The 19887-nt window shown below is 45.4% G+C and carries 20 protein-coding genes; 8 read left to right on the top strand and 12 right to left on the bottom strand.

Annotated elements, in window-relative coordinates:
- Positions 1–55: 55 nt before the first annotated feature.
- The gene (locus NST40_RS04520) at positions 56–1873 is read right to left on the bottom strand and encodes a vWA domain-containing protein (RefSeq protein WP_342410441.1); all 1818 of its coding nucleotides are present in this window, start codon (positions 1871–1873) and stop codon (positions 56–58) included.
- Between the two features lie 205 nt (positions 1874–2078).
- Here NST40_RS04520 and NST40_RS04515 point away from each other — a divergent pair, with 205 nt between their 5' ends.
- From NST40_RS04515 to NST40_RS04505, 3 genes are all read left to right on the top strand, one after another.
- Positions 2079–2231, top strand: coding sequence for a hypothetical protein (locus tag NST40_RS04515; RefSeq protein WP_155986556.1), 153 nt, complete (start codon positions 2079–2081; stop codon positions 2229–2231).
- Positions 2224–3150 carry a hypothetical protein gene (locus NST40_RS04510; protein WP_036680808.1) on the top strand — a complete coding sequence of 309 codons (927 nt, stop codon included), beginning with the start codon at positions 2224–2226 and terminating at the stop codon, positions 3148–3150. Before NST40_RS04515 ends, NST40_RS04510 begins: the two co-directional genes overlap by 8 nt.
- A 147-nt stretch (positions 3151–3297) precedes the next feature.
- Positions 3298–5070: a hypothetical protein gene (locus NST40_RS04505; protein ID WP_076276822.1), complete on the top strand. Its 1773-nt coding sequence runs from the start codon at positions 3298–3300 to the stop codon at positions 5068–5070.
- Positions 5071–5725: 655 nt separating this feature from the next.
- Here the strand turns inward: NST40_RS04505 and NST40_RS04500 are convergent.
- From NST40_RS04500 to NST40_RS04485, 4 genes are all read right to left on the bottom strand, one after another.
- Positions 5726–7126, bottom strand: a complete 1401-nt coding sequence (locus NST40_RS04500) for an ADP-ribosylglycohydrolase family protein (RefSeq protein ID WP_076308980.1) — start codon at positions 7124–7126, stop codon at positions 5726–5728.
- Between the two features lie 505 nt (positions 7127–7631).
- Positions 7632–8186, bottom strand: coding sequence for a pyridoxamine 5'-phosphate oxidase family protein (locus tag NST40_RS04495; RefSeq protein ID WP_076308981.1), 555 nt, complete (start codon positions 8184–8186; stop codon positions 7632–7634).
- Positions 8187–8684: 498 nt separating this feature from the next.
- Positions 8685–8915 (bottom strand): hypothetical protein, encoded by a 231-nt coding sequence (locus NST40_RS04490; RefSeq protein WP_342410440.1) that lies wholly within the window; start codon positions 8913–8915, stop codon positions 8685–8687.
- Between the two features lie 417 nt (positions 8916–9332).
- Positions 9333–9920, bottom strand: a complete 588-nt coding sequence (locus NST40_RS04485) for an effector binding domain-containing protein (RefSeq protein ID WP_342410439.1) — start codon at positions 9918–9920, stop codon at positions 9333–9335.
- A 156-nt stretch (positions 9921–10076) separates the two neighbouring features.
- Between NST40_RS04485 and wrbA the strand changes: the two genes are divergently transcribed.
- Positions 10077–10712 (top strand): NAD(P)H:quinone oxidoreductase type IV, encoded by a 636-nt coding sequence (gene wrbA / locus NST40_RS04480; RefSeq protein WP_076138996.1) that lies wholly within the window; start codon positions 10077–10079, stop codon positions 10710–10712.
- An 80-nt stretch (positions 10713–10792) separates the two neighbouring features.
- On the opposite strand, the gene NST40_RS04475 is transcribed toward wrbA, so the two are convergent.
- The 5 genes from NST40_RS04475 to NST40_RS04455 all read right to left on the bottom strand — a co-directional run bounded on the left by NST40_RS04475 (position 10793) and on the right by NST40_RS04455 (position 13834).
- A complete protein-coding gene (locus NST40_RS04475; RefSeq protein ID WP_076129619.1) occupies positions 10793–11785 on the bottom strand; it encodes a Gfo/Idh/MocA family oxidoreductase in 993 nt (330 codons plus the stop codon).
- A 50-nt stretch (positions 11786–11835) separates the two neighbouring features.
- On the bottom strand, positions 11836–12186 hold the full coding sequence (locus NST40_RS04470) for a DUF1648 domain-containing protein (RefSeq protein WP_081387265.1): 351 nt from the start codon (positions 12184–12186) through the stop codon (positions 11836–11838).
- A gap of 4 nt (positions 12187–12190) precedes the next feature.
- Entirely contained in the window at positions 12191–12517 is a 327-nt protein-coding gene (locus NST40_RS04465) for a nucleoside triphosphate pyrophosphohydrolase (RefSeq protein WP_076276819.1), read from the bottom strand.
- Between the two features lie 40 nt (positions 12518–12557).
- Positions 12558–12953 carry an 8-oxo-dGTP diphosphatase MutT gene (gene mutT, locus NST40_RS04460; RefSeq protein ID WP_076185009.1) on the bottom strand — a complete coding sequence of 132 codons (396 nt, stop codon included), beginning with the start codon at positions 12951–12953 and terminating at the stop codon, positions 12558–12560.
- A gap of 167 nt (positions 12954–13120) precedes the next feature.
- Positions 13121–13834, bottom strand: coding sequence for a YceI family protein (locus NST40_RS04455; RefSeq protein ID WP_076219582.1), 714 nt, complete (start codon positions 13832–13834; stop codon positions 13121–13123).
- 147 nt (positions 13835–13981) lie between these two features.
- Here NST40_RS04455 and NST40_RS04450 point away from each other — a divergent pair, with 147 nt between their 5' ends.
- The 3 genes from NST40_RS04450 to NST40_RS04440 all read left to right on the top strand — a co-directional run bounded on the left by NST40_RS04450 (position 13982) and on the right by NST40_RS04440 (position 16632).
- Positions 13982–14665, top strand: a complete 684-nt coding sequence (locus tag NST40_RS04450; protein WP_232061150.1) for a response regulator transcription factor — start codon at positions 13982–13984, stop codon at positions 14663–14665.
- A complete protein-coding gene (locus NST40_RS04445; RefSeq protein WP_076276817.1) occupies positions 14653–16068 on the top strand; it encodes a HAMP domain-containing sensor histidine kinase in 1416 nt (471 codons plus the stop codon). Before NST40_RS04450 ends, NST40_RS04445 begins: the two co-directional genes overlap by 13 nt.
- Positions 16069–16137: 69 nt before the next feature.
- Positions 16138–16632 carry a hypothetical protein gene (locus tag NST40_RS04440; protein WP_076099543.1) on the top strand — a complete coding sequence of 165 codons (495 nt, stop codon included), beginning with the start codon at positions 16138–16140 and terminating at the stop codon, positions 16630–16632.
- Positions 16633–16728: 96 nt separating this feature from the next.
- Here NST40_RS04440 and NST40_RS04435 read toward each other — a convergent pair whose 3' ends face one another.
- On the bottom strand, positions 16729–17856 hold the full coding sequence (locus NST40_RS04435; RefSeq protein WP_341001222.1) for a copper amine oxidase N-terminal domain-containing protein: 1128 nt from the start codon (positions 17854–17856) through the stop codon (positions 16729–16731).
- A gap of 170 nt (positions 17857–18026) precedes the next feature.
- On the opposite strand from NST40_RS04435, the gene NST40_RS04430 reads away from it, so the two are divergent.
- On the top strand, positions 18027–19484 hold the full coding sequence (locus NST40_RS04430; RefSeq protein ID WP_076219585.1) for an amidase family protein: 1458 nt from the start codon (positions 18027–18029) through the stop codon (positions 19482–19484).
- Positions 19485–19490: 6 nt separating this feature from the next.
- On the opposite strand, the gene NST40_RS04425 is transcribed toward NST40_RS04430, so the two are convergent.
- Entirely contained in the window at positions 19491–19814 is a 324-nt protein-coding gene (locus NST40_RS04425; RefSeq protein WP_051491142.1) for a YciI family protein, read from the bottom strand.
- Between the last annotated feature and the right edge of the window lie 73 nt (positions 19815–19887).

Here is a 19887-nt window from a genome sequence, read left to right as displayed (position 1 = left end):
TACTTCAGATATCTTGCAGCAAAACTGTTTCTGCGGCATACATTGCCATTGCCTACTATACTAAATATTCCAGATAAATCGTCTTATCTACCGTCTGTAGAGATACTGAAACGCGGTCCCCACTCTTCAGTTCAAGACCACGCGAAGCATCCGCAGCACGTCCGGATCTCTCCACAGTAACACCTTCTCCGCTGCGTAACAGCAATCGGTCATTCTTAGCCGGTGTGAAAATAACAGTTTCGCTCTCCTTCAGTTCAGGCGCCAATTGCAGCAGCTGATGAAGGCTGAACTTGCCCTTGAAGCCTGCAAGCTTCTTATATTGTGGGTAGGTCTTCTCACCCGTATTGCTGTCTTTAACCTCTACTACCAGCTGTCCAACAAAACCACGTGCCGATTTCTTATTCAGCACATACCATGCTGCACCCGCTGCCAGCACTAAAAGAATGCCCCCTATAATGTAATACAGGGTTTTGGATGAGGCTTCCTTCAGGGGTTCTTCGTTGCCAGTCCCTGTAGAAGGTGCTGTTGTTGCTGCTCCGCCTGTCTTCGCGCTGATCTGGATAGGTGCACTTTCCCGATAAAAGCTGCTTTCCTCTGCCCGTACCTTCAACTCGTAGTTATGGCTTTCTTTTACCTCAAATGTACCCTTGAAGACAGCTCCGGAGTTATCCAGTTCGATTTCTTGCACATCACCTGTATCAATATCTGTAGCAAGCAGTACCGCCTTCATATCTTGATACAAATTACTGAGTGTTACCTGAGTACCGTTGCTGAACAGATGGGAGGTGATGTCGATTTCATCACCCTTTTTATAGGTTGCTGATGGCAGCGCATCGATCTTAAGCTCCAGGTCATAGTTAAAGACTAGATTAATATCAATCTTATCCTTTGGCACACCTTTAACCTGAAGTTTCCAATCTCCTTCCTGCGGTGACAGTAGCTTAATCAAGCTATAAGTAGAAGACTTGGACAGCAGGACATTGTTTGAGGGGATCGTAACTTCTTTCCCTGACGGGTCCGTTAATTTCGCTGTCACAGGCTGTGAAGACATAATTGAGATATTGGCTTCCAAAACACTGCCGTTAGGCACGTTGACGGTCACATCCTGATAATCGCCATTTGCAGTAATCGACTGCACAGGCACTACCTTCAGCTTCAAATGGCTGGCAAAAATCTCACTCAGGATTTGCGGCAGATCATCTGCTGAGTCCGTCGAAAATGCTTTACCACCCGTCTCACTGGACAGGTTGGCGAGGCTTTGTTTATTCAGCTTGCCATCTGCATTTAGTCCAATAGTATAGATGGGATAGCCATTTTTTTTGGCAACCTCTACGGCCGCCGTCAGCTCTTTATCTGATTCACTTTGCGTCCGGCCTGTCGCTTTATTGAAATCGTTATTGCCGTCAGCGAGCATTACAATGATAGGCTCATGGGAAGGGTCACTTCCATTCTGCAGAACCTTTACAGCTTCCTCTACGCCAATAGCGATATCGGTGTAAGCTCCTCGGTCCAAACCATCAATAAAATCCTTCAAATCCTGCTTATCGCTCTCCGAGCTAATTTGCAGCAGGGCCTTTTCCCGTTGCACCTTGTCGGTATAGGCAACAATACCTACTTTATCACCTTGGGTGGATAACATATCTATGAACATTTTCATCGCTTCGTTGGCGATTTTGTTCTTGTCACTAGTCTTCATGGAGTTGCTGACATCAATAAGAAGCACAGCGTCAATGTGAGATTGCGCCGACGTTGCCGCATAGGCCTTAACAGCTGCAAAAGGCGAGGCAGCTAGACAAAGAGCCAGGAGCAATGCCGGAAAGATACGTAGAAAGAGAGTCTTGGTTGTTCTAATACTTTGATATTTACGAAGCATAAATAGGGCTCCTCTTGTGTTATATTAGGCACATATGACAGGTTCAGCACTATCGCTAAAATCTGTAAATAGCATGCCATTATGATATAATTAAACCTTGTAAACTTCAACTTTAGGACCGCCGGACCCAGTGCATTGATGCATAGAAGATTATCATTCTAAAAGCCATCTGGACTGCAGAGCGTCCATGAGAAAGGATTGTTCCATGATTTCATACGTCATTCTTGGGATTACGTTCCTAATTGCCGTAATTCAGATTTCCATTTATGCCGCACATCAGCGCAAACCACTGACACGTGATGATATTAACGATCGACTGCTAGCCGCTTTGAACGGAGGCGATAAAGGCCGTGAATAAGAAAAGACCCGTTACCTTCCGGCCTTTCAAGGCCCCGCGTTACGCTTATGACAAGCTGCGAATCTGTCGCCACTGCGGGCGGTATACCGCTCTTGGCGAAGACCGCTGTAGCAAATGTGGCAGAGCCTCACTTATTGCTGTAGAGCAGCACGCAGCATCACTAGCCAGACGGAAGATGCATACCCGCCTACTATTCATCTTACTGCTCACACTAGCCTCTGTCTATTTTGGAAATAGCATCCAACAAATGATATTGTGTGGTGCCGGGGGTCTTGTGCTTGCTGGACTATTGTACTATACGCAGCGAAAAGTAAGGCAGAACGAGAATCTTCGTTCTCTCAATGAGCTGCTTGGTCGTGGGATCGGCATCATCAAGGAAGGGCTGGAGGTCAACCGTCAGGAAGCTGTCTCCGTACTCCGTGAGGATGATGTTCTTGCCTATGAGAAGCTGCGCGAGCTCTCCATCCTGCTTCGCGGCGACCGGATCGCGCGGCAGCGAGTGGCTTTGCTGCATGGATTTTTACTCCGCAAGGATATGGATCTAGAACTGGAGCAGCTTCTTCTAAAAGACTTCGAACCACTGCTAGCCGAATATATCGGCGAGATCGCTAAAGTCCGTCCTGATCTCATTAAGGATCGCACACTACGCTACGTGAAGAACTATGAAGTGGAGATTCGCCAGATGGCTAACGGCTTAACCATCCTTACGAGCGTTGCAGGAGCGGCGGTAAGAATGAAGCGTTATGCCCTGCTCTACTCCAATATGATTGGCCGATACGTGCAAGATCTGCCCAAGGACCGTTTTATGCGGTTGTCCAAACTCATTGCTGCGAATCCCCATGAACCTTGGAACGGCTTAGACCTCAGGGTAGCTGACATTCGTGAAGCTAAATATCGCTGGGACCCGGAGGTCCAATAGACCTGAAAGCCAAGATGAACCAATATAAAGCAAACATCCTTATTGATGACAACCAACCGTTTCTCAAAGAAATATAAGGATGATGTATACCGTGAAACTTATACTTTCTTAGGCTTTCTTATATTTTGAAAAAAGAGGCTACTCTATATGACGTTCAAACAATTAATAACCCTGCGAAACTTTATGATCATTTTGTGTATATGCATGCTTGTGCTGCTTGGACAGAAGGTTTTTCTCATCGCAGATAAAATACAAATCACCAAAGAAGCCGACCGTCTCTACGCTGCCGGGGATCTGATTAATGCAGAGAATCAGTACCGTCAAGCAGCGGCCAACTATTCCATTGATTACCAGGAAAAAAGAGTCGCAAAACGTCTGGATGAATTAGCTCCAATCACAGACATCCGCAAGGTTCTGAATGATTTGTTAACCTCTACTAAGGAGGAAGCAGCGACTAAGGATTTTACCGGATTTATGAAGAGCTATCAAGCTCTGCTCAGTTTAAAAGCTACATATATGAAGCCAGGCGGTTCCTATGAATCCTATTATCGCCAGTTATCGTCGGCCTCAGGCATTTCAGACCAGTTCACCTCTTATTTCCGTCAGTTTAAGGAGCAGTTCCTTGCCGAGCTTGCCCAGAACCAGAGCGGAGGGGTGAGTAATGAAGAGAACTTCAAATGGAATCTTTTGCAGATTCCTGATGCTTATTATGGAAGTACAGCTTCCAAAGAGGATTTACTAGCCTCAAAGTTTAAAAGCCATGACACAGCTATATTAAAATCCTTAGCAGGAGCAGGAAACTTTACCGGCATGCTGGAAAGCACCCTGTCCCTGATGAGTGCTTATAGCCAGCATAATTACGAAGCTCCTTGGGTACTTCAACAAGCAGAAAGCAGCGGGAAGATCATCCTGAACAAGGATCTTGAAGGTGACAATATCACAGCTTTTGCAGGGCATGCTGTAGCTTATCGTAATTTTGCAGGATCGGCAGGTATCACTTCATCAAAGGTGCTGACTTTGATCGATACCACTAAGGCTAAGCTACTAAAAAATGCCAAACGTCTGACTACTAAAGGTCAATATGCCGAGGCGATACAATTATACGGAGATCTTGCCCCGCTAGAAGATACTTCGACAAACATTGCCGCTGCTAGAATTGCCTGGAATATCGCAGAGCCTGTTCGCCTCCTTCCTGGGGGAGAAGAGCAAGACAAATACAACAACGTCATCTCACGCAAAGGACTATCGAGCACAAAAGTGATCGTTGCCGGGACGGATAATAGTGGCGTGCTCTATTATGCCGCGATGAATAACGACGACAATGTGGTCACATTAACCGGAAACAGCTTGCCACGCTTCGAGAGTCTGCGCAGTCTTACTTTTAATGAACAGTTGGCAACCTCTTCAGGTGTACCTGTGGTTTTAGCCCAATCTGAGGTTGAAGGTGGACGCACCCTTTTCACAGCGTATGAGATGAAATCGAATGGTATTTCGCAGTTATTTTCTTTAGCTGGTGATAGTTATGAACTGCAGCCGGATGACTCTATTCTCGTGCCTAATGCAGATCTTGGAGACGGTGTTGACGGGCAAACGGCACTTTACCGTAAAGTAGACGGCATCTATCAATTCGCGGAGATTGTTCAGGAGTATGCCGTAATCTCAGCTGCGGATCTGACCACTCATCCTTTTGAAAAGGTCTCTTTTCATTGTGAGATCGTCGTAGATAACTTCGGCAATAGTCTTGCTTACTCGGATGGGATTTATATTTTGCTCCAAGGAGAAGTGGGTTCCGTTACAGGTAACGCGTTAGTTAGTGGCCAATATCAGAATGGATATGAGCTCGTTGGAACAGACATGGGCGAGCAATATGTGCCTGTGTTTATAGTGGAATCCGTAGGTAGCATGAGCTTTGGGCGGTAGGGATTTGGGATACGGGATACGGGATACGGGATACAGCATACGGGATACGGGATACGGGATACGGGATACGGGATACGGGATACGGGATACAGGATACAGGATACGGCATACGGCATACGGCATACGGGATAACCTTGTCTTTGTGTCGGCTCGACGATCCTGTAAGCTCCACCACTTATAGCAACTAGCGTTGAACAGCGCTTCGATGGTTAATAGGTACGTAATGCCATGAAGATCACATAGCTCGTTAATCATTCGTAATTATCCTGTAGTCTAAGTCTCGTTAATTTACCTATTGTGGATGTTTTTAACAATCCATTGAACTTTCAAGTAATCTGCTCTAGACGCTTTCACACCATTGGTTACGCATCATCCCTTATGTGATCTACGTTTGATGTAACATCTTCAAGCAAATTTGCCATTGTTAGCAGTACCTGTTGCTAGACAAAAAGACACTAACCGGGGGTTGGTGTCTTTTTTTCCATGTACTAGCAGTCTATGGATAGATGAAAAAAATCAAAAAGTAACCTGTTACGGGATAATGTCGTATTGCATTAAGCACGGTGACTTTTACTCAGCTACTCAATTGGCACTTTTAATTTCTAAAGCACTTCTATATAGGTCCCACTTAACCATTTTTTTGATGAAATCAAATTCAAAGGTTTAAATCGGTGTTCTCGTTTACATAGAGCTCGCTGGGTTCAATTCGATGTTGGTGAGTATGCAACAGCTCTGGCAAACGCCCCATCCGCTCAGCCAAACGGGATAGCTTTTGCTCATGAAAATTAGATAATCCCGTATGAATCCGGTCTTGGAAAGGCTCAAGCCATCTTGTTTCCAGGCTGTCAGAACCGAAATAAACCCCGAGCAGAGAGCCTGCTGTTGCTCCAAAACTATCCGTATCGTTGCCTTGCATCACCTGCTTGCATATCCCGTCACCGACATTGTCTGCAAATCGAAATGTATTAATTAAGGTACCTATTTCCTGATAAACCTGACAGTGACTATAATTTGCATACTTATGGTTAATGCTCTGATAAGCTTCCAGCCAGTTATCTGCATTCGCTACCCTCTGCAGGCAATCCTGAGTAATCTCATAGAATCGGCTCCTTCCAGGTACGAATTGCAGTGCAGTACTTATTATTTTAATAGGATCGCGCAGCACTTGCGCAACTGCAATCGCAGCGGCGATGAACATCGTGGCGTAGATCCCCGTCCGGCGATGTGTAAAACTTGCATCACGCCAAGCTAGCTCAGCGGCAAGAGCGGGTTGACCGGGGCAGGCATAACCGTAAGCATCTGCGCGAATCGCTGCTCCGCATAGTTCTGTATCTTGCACCATGAAGTCGGGCCAAGCCTCTATTTCAGAATGATTGAATAGTTCTCTATCATGCTCCAGATAGCTAATCCCCGATCGAAGCAAAATGGTCCTCTCCGGTCCCCAAGTAGTACTTATCGGAAGATGATTTATCCATAAATCTCTTAAATTTCTTTTCGTAAAACCATCGCCAAATTGTTCTAACGCCATCATTCCCATTAATGTGTAATTGATATCATCATCAGGTGCCACATAACGAATCCGCCCCCGCGTCGTCTCAAACCAAGACCAATGTCGACGATCTAAAGCATGGAGAACTTCATCAGAAATGTAATCATTCAGTGGCCATTCCCCTACAGAAGTTAAAGCTTTACGCAATTCCGACAAGCTGGGGTTTACCTCAATCGGTTTGCCTAGCATTGAACCACAGACTGAAGCGAGGAATCCCGCCTCCACACGCTTGGAGCTATCCTTAAGATTCAAGATGCCGACCTGGCCTAAAGGTCGTGCCGGATCGCATTCCTGCCATATCTCTTGTAAATCGTTTGGTTCATAGTAAGGCCAATTGTCCCTCATTGGAATGGCCACCAAGCTATGAGCGAATTCCAGATAGGCATCATAGCTTGCGGGAAGCTGTTCCAGCTTGGCTAAATAACCCGAGGTTTGATGCCCCTGTGCAAATTTATTGCGTAAAATCCCCTCTAATTGACGTTTAAGAAATGCGAGTGATGGCAGCATGCTGTATCTCCTTTGTCCGTTTATTAATCTACGTAAAATAACTTCTACATGAGAATGTAAACGATGATTGATGGAAAAGCAGCCCATCCCATCGCCTTCATTATAAGTTTAAATAAACGAGCATGCGATGATAGAAATAACAGTAAAAGCAATAAGTTTAATAGACTATTAAATAGGGAAAGACACTCTAAAAAACCCTCCAATGGGATGCCAAATGAATCGTCACCCTTATGTCCTTCATTTTTTTGATTACGGGATTACAGGTTACAGGATTACGGATTACTTGTTGCGTTCAATTAGCTTATTACTTTGCCTAATGAGATCGAATGTAATGGTTTATAGCATACACTGTATCCACCTAGTGAACATTTATAATGAGTAGTCAAGCAACTATAGCGGCTTGGGTGTACATATACGAAGCAGACAACTTTTAATGACTTAAGTAAGCAACCCTATGGTTTGTGCCTTCCTTCTACTGACCATAAGTATGGGAGACCCTCTCTGGTCAGTTTTTTTGTCCAAGAGGTGTGGGTAGCCCGTCTATACTCTTAGTGTTTTTCTCTTGTCTATATTCTTTCAGGCCTGCCTCGCCCTTTTGGATAGACCAACGCTGCAACGTATCCCGCTCACCCGCATAACTCATGAATGGGACCGAAAATCCGCAGGAAGTCTGTACTTTATGAACATCTATCAAAATGATCTGTCTAGCTCCAGGCAGAGATGTAAACAAAGGGGACAGTGTTTCCCATTCTCCTGATTCAGGCAAAATCACAGCCCCTGTTCCATACAGTCTTAAAATATTAGGCGGCCCCTCAAACGCACAAAACATAACCGTCACTCTTCCATTTTCCAGCAGATGCGCGCTCGTCTCATTACCGCTGCCAGTCATGTCTAGATAGGCCACCTGATTAGGAGACAATATCCGAAAACAATCATGTCCTTTCGGCGAAAGGTTAACATGCCCATCTTCTGAAAGCGGCGCTGACCCTACGAAAAATAGGTGCTGCCGAAGAATAAACGCTTCATGTACAGGTAGTATAGCGGTAAATTGTTTTCCCATTTGGCATTCTCCATTTCTGTATATTTGTGTGTTGGCTAATTGGTCATCTCTACTTCAACTCTATCGGATCCGCCGACTCAATGAGTTCCATGAACTACATAAACTACATAAACTACATGAACTACATGAACTACATGAACTACATGAACTACATGAACTACATGAAACTACATGAACTACAACAGCTTCACCAATCACCTCAGTTCCATCAACCACATTTGCTTAACTAACTAGCTTTGCCGACTACATTAACTTCTACAGTTACATTAGCTCTATCAACTCCGTTAGTTTCACCAACTGAATCAGTTCCTTAAGCGCATTAACTCCACTAACAACAACAGTTCCACTAGCTCCTCCATCAAACTAACTTTGACTAGGTCCAAGCGGCGTTTGCCGCTAATGTAGGGCATTTTTGACTCTCTTTCCTGCTATTTTAGCTCGGGGCGGCTAATGTAGGGCACTTTTGCCTCTCTTTCCTGCTATTTTAGCTCGGGGCGGCTAATATAGAGCATTTTTGCTCCTATTTCTGACTAATTCGACGCTATGCAGCTGATGTAGAGGATTTTTACCGTTCATTCGCGCCACTTGAGCCCAATCCAGCAAATCTACGGGATTTTTACCGTTCATTCTCGCCACTTCTGCCCAATCCAGCAAATCTACGGGATTTTCACCGTACATCCCCGCCACTTGAGCCCAATCCAGCAAATCTACGGGATTTTTACCGTACATCCCCGCCACTTGAGCCCAATCCAGCAAATCTACGGGATTTTTACCGTATATTTTTCCGCAGACACATTAGTTAAGTATATATACTCTAGGGCTTTTCTTATGTCTCCCCCCGTCTGCCTAAATGCAAGCCTCAGCAAAGATTAACAACACATCCCGAGAATTTTAAGCTGTTTATATTCTCTTCCACCGTCAAGTAACCCTTCTCCCCGGTACCTGGCCGTCAGCAAAAATAGGGACTACCTCTCGGCAGCCCCCCTTTCTCTCGCAAGCTGCTTGATACTACTATCAGAAGCAACTCCCTTAAATCCCTTTTTCCCTATAAAATACTTCCCTATAAACACTTCCTATAACACTTTCCCTAAAATCTCCCGCTTAAGCACTTAACCCACTAAGCACACAAAACCATCCTTCCCCTATCTATTCAATCGCAATATAAATCTCAACCTGCGTGTCAGCAGGGTCAAAATTCCGTGAATCATAAATCTCAAAATCCCCCGTGTAAGTTCTTACCTCCCCAGACTCCTTAAAGTACGCCCAAATCTCCCCCCACGCTTGCACGACTACTTCAAATACCGGACCTTTTATCGTCTTAAAAACCATGTATTTGCTCTCCGGTACAGCCGCATAGGTGAACTGGTTTTCCACTAGTTCGCTTTCCTCTAGTTCGCTTTTCTCTAGCTTGCTTTCCTCTAGCTCGCTTTCCACTAGCTCGTTTTCCTCTAGCTCGCCTTCCTCTAGCTGCCTTCCCTCTATATGTCTCTCCTCAGCTACTTCATGCCCGATCACAACGGTATACGCTCCGTTCGCATCACTCTCATAATCCGTATACAAAGCATAGATATACTCAGGATTTACCGTAGCTATCTGCCCCGCAATATTACTCTGAAAATAAGTTTCCCACAGCGGCGACAAACCTCCATCAGGTCCCATTTCTGCTTCATTAGTTGTGCGTATGCTAACCCCCGCCAAGGTCATTTTTGCTTTCTCTACAAAATAAGTATTCATCCATTCTCCCTCATTTCCTGTGCTTGAACTTAGTATATACAGGCAAAGTGGACATCTGTCTGTCCAGTTCGAATAGATTGATTTCATTCTGGGTTATAAAGACACCATTAGGGTAATTAATAGTATGGAACTACACTCGAAGGGAATGACTACAGCATGTCAAAAATCAAATTAGCTGTCATCTACTACAGTGCCACAGGAACTAACTACCAGCTAGCACAATGGGCCGCGGAAAGCGCAGAAAAAGCAGGAGCTGAGGTAAAACTGCTGAAGGTGCAGGAACTGGTCCCCGAGGACAAAATTCAAGCAAATCCAGCCATGAAAGCCCTAGCTGAAAAAACAAAAGATATCCCAGTCGCCACACCCGACGATATAGTCGAAGCGGATGCGATTATTTTTAGTTCCCCAACCCGTTACGGTAACATTGCTTCCCAGATGAAGCAGTTCATTGATACAACCGGTGGTATTTGGGGCAAAGGATTAACAGTAAACAAAGTCGTCAGCGCCATGAGCTCAGCACAGAACCCGCATGGTGGACAAGAAGCTACGATTTTGGCACTCTACACGTCGATGTATCACTGGGGAGCCATTGTTGCAGCACCCGGTTATACCGATCCAGTCACATTTGGTGCGGGAGGCAACCCTTACGGAACAAGTGTCAGTGTAGATGGAGACGGTAAAATGATCGAAGATCAGGATCGGATCCGTGACGCTGTTTTTCATCAAGCGAAGCGTACCGTTGAAGTGGCCGGCTGGGTCCAGGCAGGCAAAAACGCCAATAATCAGAACTAGCGCAGCTGAGTTAATATAACAACACCCCTCGGAGCTACTTGTGTAGCACTGCACCGAGGGGTGTTTAATTTATATTTTAATTACTCTCCAGGGTATTTAAGCCCCCACTGTGCACGCACTTGATCCAGCAGTTTCAGAATCGCTAACGATTCATCCAATGTCATCACCGGACTCTCTGTAAGCCCTGCCTGAAGACAACGTCCTACTTCCTCCGCTTCAAAACAATATCCAATAGAAGCACGGTCGTCCACAAAGCTCTCTACCTTCTCATCTCCTATATAAAGCGCAGCCGATTTCGGGTTCACTAATGTACCCTCTACAATAATACGGCCTTCTGTGCCAAACACATGCGCTTCCTCCAACATGTTAAGACGAATACCACCGTTCAACGAAGCGGTTTTCCCGTTACCATATGACAACAGCATCGAGAAATGCTCGTCCACTCCAGTCTCACCTATGTGCACTGTGCTGGAAATAGACTCAGGATGAGGTCCAAACACCATGGAGGCAAAAGAAACCGGATAAATCCCCACATCCAGCAGCGCCCCCCCGCCCAGCTTCGGATTCAGCAATCTGCCTTCCGGGTTCCAGTCGGTACGAAACCCTAGGTCTGCCTTCACCAAACGAACATCACCGATTCTACCCTCAGCAATCCATTCTCTAACCTTCACAATCGCCGGGATGTAGCGACTCCACATTGCCTCCATCAGGAATAGCTTATGTGCTCTAGCATAGGCCACAACTTCTTCCAATTCACCGCTGTTTACGGTAAAAGGTTTCTCACACAGGACAGCTTTGCCTGCACGCAGCGCCATTAAAGCATTTTCTTTGTGAAAAGGATGCGGCGTTCCAATATATACCGCGTCTACATTCGGGTCATTCAGCAATTCCTCATAGGTTGCATAGGCATGCGGAATCCCATGATTTTTAGCAAATTCATCGGCACTTTCCTGAGATCTTGACCCAACGGCATAAGCCACACCATTACTGGCATGCGCCAAATCAGTAACAAATTGATGAGCAATCCAGCCTGTGCTAATAATTCCCCATCTCACCTTGTAAGCGTTATCCATTTTCATTTGCATGTTCCTCCTAATCCTTCTGCTAAGTCTCTTTAATTCTATCAGACCATTCTAATGAATGTATAGGAACTGATGCCAGCAAACACCACCGTCACCACCAAAATAGCAATATTCCAGATCTTGCTCAAGGCCGCTGAGTGCTCGTTAGAGCTTTGAATAAACGCTTTTTGCAAAAGGAACTGTAAAAGCTTCATGATTATGAATCCCAAACAACCCAGCCCGCTTTGCAAAATAACCTCCAGACTAGCTTTACTTACAAATCGATCAGCCATGTTCCCATCATAATGAATCGGCACGGTATCCGGCATTTTGGAATAAAGGAATAAATAAATAGCTACAGGAATCAAGGCCACCACACTGCTTAAGATCATCGTCAGTTTGGTTTTGAACAACGTTTTACCCTCCTTCCACTTCAATCAGATATATCCCCTTCTTAAATCCACCGCGACGTTTAGCTTTCTCTGCACGTTGCTTCTCCAGCTCCACGCTATTGCTCCCGTGTGTCTCCGCCAGAGCCTGAATCACTTCCAGCATATCGGCAAGCTCCTCCAGAGCTTCTTCATCACTTGCTGCCTGAAAATATTCCTTCGACTCTTCTTGCAATTTTTTACGTAGTTCAGTTATGTATTCTTTGGACTCTAATATCCTTGTGTTAAAATCTTTACCTTGAGAAGCTATCAAATCGGGGATGCCGTCACGCACTAGCTTTTCATATACAGGCATTTAAGCTCTTCCTTTCTTCTACATTATATTATATCTCCCTTCAATCCGGCTTTGATTCCATCACTAGACGTTCTACAAAAGGAAGATCAGCCGGAGCAAACATGAACTGATCCAGTTCAGCCGGAAGCACCCACCTATGTTCGTCGTGATCGACCAGATCAATTACACCTCCCTGATACCGCGCTTTCCAAGCAATCAATTGGATCTTTATCTCTCCATAGTTATGCTCGTTCATGCCAAAGCTCTCATAGGGAAGGATTGTGATCCCCATCTCTTCCTGAAGCTCTCTTTGCAGACACTCTGCGATGCTCTCATCCTGCTCTATTTTGCCACCAGGAAATTCCCACAGACCTGCCTGCGATTTACCTTGCCGCCGCCGGGCAATAAGAATCTGCCCTTCTTCATTATGTATAATTGCTGCCGCCACCTTGATCACAAAGAACACCTCCACTATTGCTAGTTATTCGACAGATACTACTATTAAAACATACAATTCATTCCAAACCAAAGAGACTCTCCCAAAAGCCAACACAGCCTGGGAAAATCTCTTCAGTACAGTCTCTCTATAAATTTCACAGCAGCGTTATCCTTACGAAAGAGCTACTATTTTGTCAGCACAAGTTCCAAGCGAACCTCAAGATTATTTTCTGTATCCAGCACAACGGTGTGGGGATTGCTTAGACCAAAGTCAGAAAAGGCCACTGTTGTCGTTCCCGACAACATCAACTGTCCCCCGCTATACACCGCTTGCGACTGAAAGGTGACGTCCTTTTCTACTCCTTTTACGGTAAGCGTCCCCTGCATTTCAACAGGCACAGTTGCTCCTTCAGTCCATTCTGCCGGCAGCTCCGAAAATGACTTCACTACAAACGTGGATTGTGGAAATTCCGTAACGGATAGAAAATCCTCTCCTTTTACATGCTCGTCCCGTTGGCTATTGCCAGAATCCAGAGCGCTCATATCCACTGTCCCTTCCCCGGCCATCGAAGTAGAATCCTCTATATTTACCTTCCAGGTACCCTGAACTTTGTTGTCTACGAAGTTTACTGTCTCTTTAGAGGTCGTCACTGACCAATAGACTTTAGAGGTTTCCGCAAGGGTCCAATCCCCGTTTAATTGTTCGGCTGTGACCGCCACCCCTGCTGATGCTCCAGTGTTATTTGTTGTCTCTCCAGCATCTGCTGTGGTTGCTTGATTTGGAATCACGGACTCGATCTCTACATTATTGCCCAGCGATTTATCCAGTAATGTATAACCTGTGACTACTCCTACGATAATAACTCCTGCAGCGATCAAGGCTATTCTTTTTCTCTTCATCCTGTTCCCTCCAATATTCATAATTTCTGTATGCTTTCAAGCTCGTCCCTCATTCTAACAAAGCAATATGTCGGGAAGAAGTCAGAGCAGAACGGGCTATGATGTGTTAAACTTGTCGTAAATTTTATGGACTGGAGGTACTCCAATTTGACGAAATCCATTCTTGTTGTAGAAGATGAAGAAGCCATCTCTAGGGTCCTCAGTGCTTATCTGAAAAAAGCAGGCTTTCAAGTCACCCGTGTAGCCGATGGACGCGCTGCGCTGGAGTCTTTTGCTATATCTCCTCCTTCATTAGTATTACTAGACATCATGCTGCCAAACATGGACGGCTTTGAACTGCTTAAGCTCATCCGTGAAAAAAGCAGCTGCCCTGTGATCATGCTGACGGCAAGAGATGGGATCAATGACCGGCTAGCCGGCCTCGACGGTGGTGCGGATGATTATATGTCTAAACCTTTTATTCCCGAGGAGGTGGTAGCACGCGTGAACGCTGTCTTACGCCGTCCCTCGCAGTGGTCTGATGGCAGCCGTAAACGGCATTATGGCAGTTTGTTTATCGACTTCACAGCACGTGCTGTCTTTTTAAATGGGGCTGAGCTGAGTCTTAGTCCTCGGGATATGTCAGTGCTGTTATTTCTCGCTGAAAGACCTAATCAGATTTGTACGCGTGAGCAATTAATAGAATTTGTATGGGAAATGGATTATGAAGGAAGCGACCGGGCGGTAGATTTGTCGATCAAAAGACTACGCCAAGCGTTGTCGCACTGGCCTACTAGTGAGGGGGAAATCCGTACCCTAAGGGGGACGGGATATCAATTATGGACAACTTAAAGAGAAACAACGCCAAACGTACCTCTATCCTTTCTTACTGGACGATACGTTATCTACTCATTATTAGTGTAGGCCTGCTCCTCACAGCTTTAGCTACATTATGGTGGATCCGTCAGGAGGCTATGAGCAATCGTCTGCAGACTGCGGGGCTTTTGGCACAGGAGATTGCAGATCGCAGCTTAAATATGGAAGGCTCCATTGAAATCAGCCATAATCTCGAAAAACTGATCGAAGACCGGAAGCGGTTTTTCAAGTTAACCATAGAGATGTGCGTGATCATTACTGATCAACAAGGTCAAATGCTATTCTCCCTGCCACCTCTAACTGACAAGGAAATGAGATATAAGCTAAATGATAGCCTGAACGACTCCCGCAGTCCGGAGTTCAAAGCTGCTGTGGCTCCCATAAATTCGGATGACAAAACACTGGGACAGGTTATTGTCCTGCAATCCAAAAAATCACTGCGGCATATTCCACAGGAGGAGATCATATTTTTCTCCATACTGCTGCTGTTTCTAATCATCTTAAGTTGGCTAACCATTTACCTCTTATCTCGTAAACTGGCAAAACCCATTCAGAAGGTAGTCGAGGCAGCGGCTCAAATCAGCCATGGCCGTTATGATATCGTTCTAGATAAGGATGCTAAAGAGCGGGAAATTCATGAGCTGATGATGTCTTTTGAAGAGATGGCAGGCAAGTTACAGCAATTTGAGCAGTCTCGAGCCGTAATGCTGGCCGGAGTCTCCCATGAGTTGAAAACACCCGTAACCTCTATTAAAGGCCTGGTGCATGCCGTCCGCGAAGGGGTCGTTGAAGGTGATGAAGCTGCGGAATTTCTGGATATTGCCCTGCTGGAGGCTGGGCGGTTGCAGCGAATGGTAGCCGACCTTCTGGATTACAATGCCCTGACTGCAGGAATGGTTTCCGTTCGTCACGACCGACTCGATGCCGTACCACTACTATCAGAAATCGTATATCAATGGAAACTGACACAGGCGGAAGATGTTGCTGAACCCGTGCTCCACATGCCGATCAATCCCTTATTTTTGCGTGGGGACTCCCTTCGTATCCAGCAGATTATCGTCAATCTACTTAATAACAGCGTACAAGCCAAAGCTCCGGATCGAAGGGTGCAGCTTACGATAGACCTGCTGGAGCAGCAAGGTCATGGCTTTGCCGAAATCCGTGTTCAAGATAACGGGCTTGGCATCTCATCCAATCATAGTGAGCATGTCTTCGAAGCCTTCTTCCGGGGCAGCGATAAGCAGAGCACACTGCGTGGTCTAGGACTCGGCCTAACCTTCAGCCGTCTGCTGGCCGAATCTATGAACGGAAGCCTCGTGCTTGAGGAGCACTCAGACAAAGGCTGCACCTTCGTGCTGTCTCTGCCGCTTGATGATTAAAAAATAGTCTGCGATCCAGCGACATGGTATAATCATGTGCACAATCACACCGAAAACCGGAGGCTGTATATGCTTACTTTTGAACAAAAATTAGCGATTCTCGACTCTTACCCCCAGCTGGAACGCAAAAACGTATCCCTTGGGCGCGTGAACTATCACTACGAGGAAAGCCAGCATGATAAGAAAACCGTGGCTTTTCACCTGCATCCAAATGGTAATGGCTATGTGTTCGCAGGCTTACTGCGGGGCTACGAGACAGACGATAAGGGCTTCGTGAATATTCGCGACTACTCGGAATCCGAGCTGCGCAGTTTGCTGGATGCCTCCATCACCTCACTGTCTATTTACATTCCTGATGCTCCTGTAGCCAGCAAAAGAAAGAAAAAGGCTGCGGCAACTGCCGATACACTCTGGACTAATGATGAGGGCCAAACCCTAACCCTAAAGCTTGAGGATGATTTATGGTATGTCTATGCCGACCTCAATCTGGAGATGGCGTTTGAAACGCTTGAGGAAGCTAAAGAATATTTAGCGGAAGAGGGATTTACAGCAGCGCAGGAGTAATTGTCAGACTTTAATCTACACACTCACAACAAAAGAGGTGTCTGAGCAGCCATTTATTTTGGCCGTTCGGACACCTCTTTTCTAATAAAACGATCCTTAATATACAGGTTCCGTATATATGTAACTATAAATACCCAAATCGAGCTCGGAAACCACTTCATAATCTAGTTGGAATTCTATAGTCTTATTTGATAGACCTCCTACAAAATAACCGCCCTCCACAACCAACCTATCCTTCCCTCCAACTGGGGCGACCAAGATCAGCTGTTCAGCTTTATTGGCCGGGATCACAAAGTTTTGCAGCCCACCCGTCTGATCTTGAATATATTTACGGACAGACACGAGGTTACTGCCTAATTCCGAGAGGCCGGAATTGTTGTTCCGCCATACATCAAGCGCATCTTGTTGGGATTGGTTGGAACTGACACACGCCTGATTAACTGAAAATTCCGGGATTTTATATATATTCCCGCCAATATTATCGATAACTACTTTATGGGTTACTTCCGTACAATTTTCAAATTTCAGAGTCGGCATGGGGTCCTTTTCCTTTGAGAATGTCTTTATGATTTTTTGATCACCAGACTTAAAATTTATTGAGATGTCTTTATTATCCATGTTAGAAAATTCGAGCAAGCTATACAGCTGATTATTTTTAATTCCGTAGTGCTTTACGATTATAACAAACCTGTTTCTCTCATCTGATAACGATTTTGATTGCTCTTGGCTTCCTACTGAAATTGTTCTGTTGACCGGGGCAATAAGCTTCTCCTCGGCAACTGGTGAGGTTATGTAAATAGATTTTGTACCTTCGTCCCAAGTGACACTACTACCCAACACTTCGCTAATAAATCTTAAAGGGACTAGTGTATTATTTTGAAAATTGATACCCTTTAAGACTTGCTCATGCTCTTTGGCGTTTACAATTACTCTTCCTTCCTTGACCAGATAAAAAATGTTAATATCCCCTTTAACCGCTGAGACCGACTTCGCATGATTATCCCATTTAATAGTTGCGCCTAAAGCTTCAAAGATCGCCCGCATAGGTACGTATGTAACTCCATCTTTCAGTATAGGACTTACATTAAAATGTAATTGCTTACCGTCCAAATAACATTTGAGATCACTGTCTTCCGCAAAGGCTTGACTTGAAGATAAAACAGCAAAACTTATCATCACCACAAAAAAAGTGATAATTTTTGAAGCAAAGTTGTGGTTTTTCATGTTCTTAATTTAGCTCCTAATCTAGAAAAATAAAAAAATTACAATGCACACCTGAATATATCAAATGGCCAATCAAAATGTAAGTCTAAAAAGAAAACTACCAACGACACCCAAATTATGGTTAGATGAAGGAGAAGCCATATCCTAGAGGGAAAGAAGCGTGAACGCATATGAGTTTTGAAATCGTAGAGGCCACCATACCGGACATCCAAGCTGCATTAGAAGCCGGAGAAATTACGTCAAAACAACTAGTTCTCATGTATTATGAACGCATTGCTGATCACGACAAAAACGGCCTGACGATTAACTCTGTACTGGAGATTAATCCTGATGCGTTGTTTATCGCAGAATCTCTGGATGTGGAACGGGCAATTAATGGCCCACGCGGCCCCCTGCACGGGATACCTGTGTTATTGAAAGATAATATCAATACTGGGGACAAAATGCATACAAGTGCGGGTTCGCTGGCTTTGGCGAATTCTTTTGCCGGGGAAGATGCGTTTATAGTTACCAAGCTGCGTGAAGCCGGCGCCATTATTATGGGTAAAGCCAATATGACCGAATTCGCCAATTTTATGACGAACGGCATGCCCTCCGGCTATAGCTCCCGTGGCGGGCAAGTCCTTAACCCCTACAATATTTCTACGCCAACCGGCGGCTCTAGTGCGGGTTCAGCAGTAGCTGTCGCTTGTAATTTCTGTACGGTCTCTGTTGGCACAGAAACTTCGGGATCGATTCTTAATCCCGGTAATTTGGGCTCCATCATCGGCATTAAGCCAACCGTGGGGCTGCTCAGCCGTTCAGGAATCCTGCCGCTCTCCAATACACAAGACACCGCAGGCCCTATGGCTAGAACCGTTCATGATGCCGTGTTACTGCTAAACGCCATGCTGGGCAAGGATCAGCACGATGCAGCTATGGGAACAAATACAGGTAAAATCCACGAGGATTATACTGTATTCCTTGATCCGAATGGTTTGCAGGGCGCTCGGATTGGGATACCACGTGATTATTATTTTGAGGAGCTCACAGATGAGCAGCTTGCTTTGTTCAACGCTTCCGTCGACAGAATGAGAGAGCTTGGAGCGACCATCATTGATCCTGCGGATATTAAGACCGCCCGCGAAATTAGTTACTCTTCGGTGGTATTAAACGAATTCAAAACAGCACTGAATGCTTATTTATCTCATTTGGGTCCAGGAGCACCTATGCGAACCTTGAAGGATATTATTGATTTTAATCATGCACACCCTGTGGAGACTTTGAGATTTGGTCAAGCTACATTAATAGATGCGGAATATACCTCCTCCGGCACACAAAGCGAAGCTCAATATTTACGCCATCGTGCGACTGACCTGAAGCTGTGCAAGGAAGAAGGGATCGATGCCACTATGAAAGAATACACTCTGGATGCCCTGCTGTTCCCTGCCGATTTTGGCGCCAGAATTACTTCCAGAGCAGGATATCCGTCCATCGTCGTTCCTTCTGGATACACTTCGGCCGGCGCTCCCTTTGGTGTAACCTTCTCAGCAAAAGCTTATCAGGAGCCTACGCTTATCAAGCTAGCCTATGCCTATGAGCAGCATTACAAAGTGCGAAAAGCACCTTCGCTAAAAAGCTTCATTTGATTAAACCTATTCCTGGAGCGGAACAATACCTAAATGCCTGTTTCCCTCATGGGACAGACTCCATGTACGCACTTCATAGCTACGAATGCCAGAGAGCACGTAAGGATCTTTTTCGGCAAGGAGAACGGCTTCTTCGCGTGAGTTCGCTCTTACAATAACCATACCGCCAGGACAATCACTAAAGGGACCACACAGCACTAATTGTCCTTTACGGTCCAGCTCTTGTAAATGCTTAACATGACCACGAATAATCTCCATGTCTCTACGGTCTTGATTCGTCGGGCTAAGCAAAATAACATAACAAATATCTGCTTGATTGACCTCACTCATCCTATTCTCCGCCTCTCGTTCAAATAGAAACTAAAGCCCGTAACGGTGATTTCCCAATGCCGATTCGGGCTTT

This window comes from Paenibacillus sp. FSL R10-2778, from assembly GCF_038593035.1.
GTDB classification, from domain to species: domain Bacteria; phylum Bacillota; class Bacilli; order Paenibacillales; family Paenibacillaceae; genus Paenibacillus_AQ; species Paenibacillus_AQ odorifer.
The sequence above is the reverse complement of the archived record's forward strand: the minus strand, read 5'-3'. Positions and strand labels throughout refer to the sequence as shown.

Coding starts and splice junctions, on each gene's coding strand:
- NST40_RS04520 (WP_342410441.1), bottom strand. CDS start 1,873: ATGCTTCGTAAATATCAAAGTATTAGAACAACCAAGACTCTCTTTCTA.
- NST40_RS04515 (WP_155986556.1), top strand. CDS start 2,079: ATGATTTCATACGTCATTCTTGGGATTACGTTCCTAATTGCCGTAATT.
- NST40_RS04505 (WP_076276822.1), top strand. CDS start 3,298: ATGACGTTCAAACAATTAATAACCCTGCGAAACTTTATGATCATTTTG.
- NST40_RS04500 (WP_076308980.1), bottom strand. CDS start 7,126: ATGCTGCCATCACTCGCATTTCTTAAACGTCAATTAGAGGGGATTTTA.
- NST40_RS04495 (WP_076308981.1), bottom strand. CDS start 8,186: ATGGGAAAACAATTTACCGCTATACTACCTGTACATGAAGCGTTTATT.
- NST40_RS04490 (WP_342410440.1), bottom strand. CDS start 8,915: ATGTACGGTAAAAATCCCGTAGATTTGCTGGATTGGGCTCAAGTGGCG.
- NST40_RS04485 (WP_342410439.1), bottom strand. CDS start 9,920: ATGAATACTTATTTTGTAGAGAAAGCAAAAATGACCTTGGCGGGGGTT.
- wrbA (WP_076138996.1), top strand. CDS start 10,077: ATGTCAAAAATCAAATTAGCTGTCATCTACTACAGTGCCACAGGAACT.
- NST40_RS04475 (WP_076129619.1), bottom strand. CDS start 11,785: ATGGATAACGCTTACAAGGTGAGATGGGGAATTATTAGCACAGGCTGG.
- NST40_RS04465 (WP_076276819.1), bottom strand. CDS start 12,517: ATGCCTGTATATGAAAAGCTAGTGCGTGACGGCATCCCCGATTTGATA.
- NST40_RS04455 (WP_076219582.1), bottom strand. CDS start 13,834: ATGAAGAGAAAAAGAATAGCCTTGATCGCTGCAGGAGTTATTATCGTA.
- NST40_RS04445 (WP_076276817.1), top strand. CDS start 14,653: ATGGACAACTTAAAGAGAAACAACGCCAAACGTACCTCTATCCTTTCT.
- NST40_RS04440 (WP_076099543.1), top strand. CDS start 16,138: ATGCTTACTTTTGAACAAAAATTAGCGATTCTCGACTCTTACCCCCAG.
- NST40_RS04435 (WP_341001222.1), bottom strand. CDS start 17,856: ATGAAAAACCACAACTTTGCTTCAAAAATTATCACTTTTTTTGTGGTG.
- NST40_RS04430 (WP_076219585.1), top strand. CDS start 18,027: ATGAGTTTTGAAATCGTAGAGGCCACCATACCGGACATCCAAGCTGCA.
- NST40_RS04425 (WP_051491142.1), bottom strand. CDS start 19,814: ATGAGTGAGGTCAATCAAGCAGATATTTGTTATGTTATTTTGCTTAGC.